This window comes from Streptomyces sp. MB09-01 (assembly GCF_033794505.1).
Classification (GTDB): Bacteria; Actinomycetota; Actinomycetes; order Streptomycetales; family Streptomycetaceae; genus Streptomyces.
Map to the genome: position 1 here is coordinate 1 of NZ_JARAYQ010000481.1, position 2,825 is coordinate 2,825.

The window sequence follows — 2,825 nt, forward strand, 5'->3', positions numbered from 1 at the left end:
CCTCCTCCCCCGCCTCCGCGGCCGCCCCCTGCGCCGGCGCGTGGACCTCGTCCGCCGTCTACACGAACGGCATGAGCGCCTCGTACGGCGGACACAACTGGCAGGCGAAGTGGTGGACCCAGGGCGAGACGCCCGGCACCACCGGCCAGTGGGGCGTCTGGTCGGACCAGGGCGTCTGCGGCGGCGGCCAGGACCCGGACCCCGGCCCCGGCAACCCGTCCGGATTCGTGGTCTCCGAGGCCCAGTTCAACCAGATGTTCCCGAACCGGAACCCCTTCTACACCTACAACGGCCTGGTCGCGGCACTGTCCGCCTACCCCGGCTTCGCCAGGACCGGCGACGAGACCGTGAAGCGGCGCGAGGCCGCCGCCTTCCTCGCGAACGTCTCCCACGAGACCGGCGGACTCGTGCACATCGTCGAGCAGAACACCGCCAACTACCCCCACTACTGCGACGCGCGCCAGCCGTACGGCTGTCCGGCGGGGCAGGCGGCGTACTACGGCCGCGGGCCCATCCAGCTGAGCTGGAACTTCAACTACAAGGCGGCCGGGGACGCGCTGGGCATCAACCTCCTCGCCAACCCCTACCTCGTGGAGCAGGATCCGGCCGTCGCCATGAAGACGGCGCTCTGGTACTGGAACACCCAGAACGGCCCGGGCACGATGACCGCCCACGCCGCGATGGTGAACGGCGCGGGCTTCGGCGAGACCATCCGCTCCATCAACGGCTCGCTGGAGTGCAACGGGGGCAACCCCGCCCAGGTCCAGAGCCGCATCTCGAAGTACCAGAGCTTCACGCAGCTGCTGGGGGTGACCCCGGGGAACAACCTGAGCTGCTGATCCGCGGAGCGGAGCGGTCAGCGGGTGCGCAGGGCGGTCGCGAGCTGGGCGCGCGAGCGGACGTCGAGCTTCTGGTAGATGCGGGTCAGCCGTGCCTCCACCGTCTTGACGCTCAGGAACAGCTTCGCCGCGGCCTCCTGGTTGCTGGCGCCCTGGCTGACGAGCAGGGCGAGCCGGGTCTCGGCCTCGGTCAGCACCGCGGCGGCCGTCACCTGCGCACCGCCTCCCTCGCCGGAAGCCGGTTCCCTGGCGAGCTCCGTCCAGGGAACCGCCCCGGCCAGGCCGAACACCTCGGCCGCCGCCCGCAGCGCCGCGCGGGCGGGGGCTCGCCTGCGCCGGCGGCGCTCCACCCGGGCGAGGGCGAGCAGCGTACGGCCGCGCTCCAGCGGCAGCTGCAGGTCGTCGAACCGCCGGGCCGTGGCCTCCAGCAGGTGGACGGCCGCGTCGGCCTCGCCCTGGGCGGACAGGCACAGGCCCCGGGCCCGGTCGAGCGCGGCGACGACTCCGGTGCGACCGAGGCGCAAGGCGACCGTACGGACCCGGTCGAGGAGTTCGTCGGCCTCGCCGGGTGCGTCCGCGGCGATCAGTGCCTCGGCGAGCTCTCCGTGCCAGCGCAGGACCGAGGGGTCCACCACCTGCTGGGCGGCCTCCAGCGCGGCGACGCGGCGCAGGGTGGCGACCGCTTTGGCCGCCTCTCCGGTGGCCAGTTCGACCAGACCGAGCGCATGCAGGCTGCGGGAGAGGAAGACCTGGTCCTGCTCCTCCTGCGAAGCCTGGATGCCGCGCCGGGCGTAGCCGGCGGCGCGCGCGAAGCTGCCGCCCGTGGCCTCGGCCATCGCGGCGACGTACCAGGCGGGGCCGGGCGACAGGCCCGCCTCGATGGTCAGCTCCAGGGCCCGGCGGGCGTGGGCGGAGGCGGCCTCGCAGCGGCCGCTGCGCAGTTCCACCTCGGTGAGGCTGCGCAGGACCTCGAAGACGTCCTCGGCGGAGCCGGTGCGCTGGACCGCCGGGAGCAGGACCATCAGCTGCCGGCGGGCGTCGGCGAGGCGGTCGTCGAAGAGGGCGTGCCGGACGGCGAGGTACTGCGGTGCGTTGCGCATCCCGAGCGGCACCTCGGGGGCGGGCAGGGCGAGCGCCTCGGCCAGGATCTCCTCGGCGTCCGTGTCCCCGAGGATGCGGCCCATGCGGGCCCGTACGGTCAGGGCCATGGCCTCGGCGGTCTGGTCGCCGCCGAGCGCGGCGAGGCGGCCGGCCTCGGCAGCGGCGTCGCGGGAGCGGACCGGGTCTCCGTCGCTGAGGTTGTGCTTCCAGGCGATCCGCAGCTGGACGGCGGCCTGGAGCGAGGGGTCGCCGGCGGCCTCGTCCATGGCGTAGGCGAAGGTCTCGTCGAGGGCGCCCAGGGCCTGCCCGGCGGCGTCGATCACGGCGAGCCGGGCCCGTACCCGGTCGGCGGAGGAGGCGTCGCGGGCCAGGACGGCGCGCGTGGCGCGGCGCGCGAGGTCGGCGCGGCCGGCCCAGCCGGCGTCCTCGGCGGCCGCGACGAGCCGGGTCAGTTCCTCGCCGGCCAGCCAGGACGGCGTGCGTTCGGCGGCGAGCAGGCAGAGTTCGGCGGCGAGGACCCGCTGGCCCCGGCGCCGGCACACCGCGGCGGCCTCGGTGATCTCCGCGGCGAGCCACTGGTCGGGGGTGTCCACGGCGAGCGCGCGGTGGCGTACGGCCTGGACGGGGTCGTCGACGGCGGCGGCCAGGGCCGCGTGCCCGGCGGCGCGTTCGGGCCAGCCAGCGTCGGCGGCGAGGGCGGTGGGCAGGGCGCCGGCGGTGAACTCCACGGTGCCGTCCTCCCCCACCCTGACGAGTGCGGCCCGTTCCGCCTCGGCCAGCTCGGCCTCGGCGTCGGGGCGGCCGGCCCGGCGCCGAGGCCGAGCTGGCCGAGGCGGAACGGGCCGCACTCGTCAGGGTGGGGGAGGACGGCACCGTGGAGTTCAC

The 2,825-nt window shown here is 75.5% G+C and carries 2 protein-coding genes; one reads left to right on the top strand and one right to left on the bottom strand.

The annotated features are described in order from the left end of the window. On the top strand, positions 1-839 hold an 839-nt coding region (locus tag PV721_RS42595; RefSeq protein WP_319734154.1), incomplete at its 5' end, for a glycoside hydrolase family 19 protein. 17 nt (positions 840-856) lie between these two features. On the opposite strand, the gene PV721_RS42600 is transcribed toward PV721_RS42595, so the two are convergent. Beyond that, positions 857-2,668 carry a helix-turn-helix transcriptional regulator gene (locus PV721_RS42600; protein ID WP_319734156.1) on the bottom strand — a complete coding sequence of 604 codons (1,812 nt, stop codon included), beginning with the start codon at positions 2,666-2,668 and terminating at the stop codon, positions 857-859. Between the last annotated feature and the right edge of the window lie 157 nt (positions 2,669-2,825).